The organism is Archangium sp., assembly GCF_036389735.1.
Taxonomy (GTDB): Bacteria; Myxococcota; Myxococcia; order Myxococcales; family Myxococcaceae; genus Archangium.
The window spans coordinates 1-1,868 of sequence record NZ_DASVWK010000714.1 but is presented as its reverse complement, the minus strand read 5'-3'; the positions used below and the strand labels follow the sequence as shown (position 1 = coordinate 1,868).

The following is a 1,868-nucleotide window of genomic DNA, read 5'->3' as shown; positions in this document are numbered from 1 at the left end:
GGGGCCGGTGGAGTGGAAGGAGGAAGCCTTTCGCGCTGGCTTCTTCGAGCTCGGGCGCTTCTACACCGTCAGCGGTTGGGTCTTCCGGCAGGCGGACGCGCAATTGCTCCCCGTCATGCACGGGCCCCCACTGGCCGAGGTGTACGACGACGCCGACTACATCAGCCGCTCACTCGATGGCGCGGAGGAAGCCTTCGTCGATCTGTACCACGCCATGGGCCAACTGCTCTCCCACCCGTCGGACAGCATCGCTTCGCTGCGACACCTGCCCGCGGGAGTCGCGGCCCTCATCGCCTCCTCGCCGGAGTACCTCGAGCGCTTCCGGTACATGACTCGGGGCGAGCAGGTGAAGGCGGTCTCGAAACTGGCGACGAACCTCATCCTCACCTTGGGCACGGCGGGGGGCACGGCCAGCACGCTGACGCGAACGTTGGGTGGGCTGGAGGTCACCATGCCGGTGCTGTCCCTCTCGGCCGAGGGCCTGCTGGTGGTAGAGCGCGTGGTGGTGCCGGTGGGCAAGGCGGCCACGGTGCTGAGCGGCGGGTCAGGGGCGGCAATCATCCTCCAGCGGGCCAGCACGGGGACAGATGAAGCACGCTCATCTGCTAGAACATGGACCGGTTTGAAGCCCCAGTAATTTCAGGCAGTTAGCAGGAGGATGGACAGGGGGCCAGGGGTTTGATCAGGTGGGCACCTGACTTTTGCCGTAAGGCGGAGCGAGGTGACCATGGGAGTGGAGCGATGGAGGCCCAAGCAGGAACTGACCGAGGAGGAGGAGCACATGCTGCTGCGCATGAAGCGCACGGGGAAGCTCTTCGCCTTTCTGCGACGCCATCGCCATGAACTCTTCGATGAGGCCTTCCAAGAGGAATTGGAAGGCATGTACCGACAGACGGGAGCGGGTAAGGAGCCGGTACCGCCCGGGCTGATGGCCATGGCAACGATTCTCCAGGGCTACCTGAAGGCTTCGGATGCCACCATGGTGGAGTTGACGGTGTTCGACCGGCGCGTGCAGATGGTGCTCGACTGCCTGGGCAGCACCGAGCCCGCGTTCTCCCAGGGAGCCTTGTTCGACTTCCGCCAGCGGCTCATGCGCAACAACATGGACCGGCGCCTGCTGGAGAAGAGCGTCGAGGTGGCCATGGGCCAGCGCGAGCTCAACCCGCGCAATCTCAAATCCATGCTGCGGGTGGCCATTGATTCGCGCCCGCTGGAGGGAGCAGGCCGGGTAGAGGACACCCTGAATCTGCTGGGGCATGCCGCTCGGAAGGTGGTGGAGTGCGCGGCCCGGGAGCTTGACTGGCCCAAGGAGAAGGTATGCCGCGAAGCAGGCATTCCCCTGCTGCTGGAAACGAGCGTGAAGAAGGCCCTGGATGTGGACTGGAATGAGACGGGGCAGAAAGCCAGAGCGCTCCAGAAGCTGGTGAAGCAACTGGACTCCATGCGGGCCTGGCTCAAGAAGCAGCTCCCAGGGCAGATGAAAAGGCCGCCGCTGTCGGTACACCTGGCGACGCTGGAGCAGCTTCGCAGCCAGGATTTGGAGCCCGACCCGGAGGGGGACGGAGGAGTACGTATCCGCAAGGAAGTGGCGGAGGACAGGCGCGTGTCGGTGGAAGACAGCGAGATGCGTCACGGACGTAAAAGCAAGAGCAAGCGCTTCAACGGCTACAAGCAGCACCTGGCGACGGATTTGGACGAGGAACTCATCCTCGCCTGCGCCGTCACGCCAGCCAACCGTCCGGGTAACCGTTCACCACGTCAGGCGGTGGCGAGTCGCAGCTGAGATTGCGAGGGCAGCAACGAGGGTCCGCGCTGTCCGCGTAGCAAAGCCTCACAGGAGGCCGTCAGGTATTCCAGTACGTTGCGCT

2 pseudogenes are annotated in these 1,868 nt (G+C 64.5%); both read left to right on the top strand.

Annotated features, from left to right (window positions below):
* Positions 1-637 (top strand): annotated as a pseudogene (locus VF794_RS25255) (hypothetical protein); the annotation flags it as partial.
* 90 nt (positions 638-727) lie between these two features.
* Positions 728-1,741: pseudogene (locus tag VF794_RS25250) on the top strand (IS5/IS1182 family transposase); the annotation flags it as partial.
* Positions 1,742-1,868: the final 127 nt, after the last annotated feature.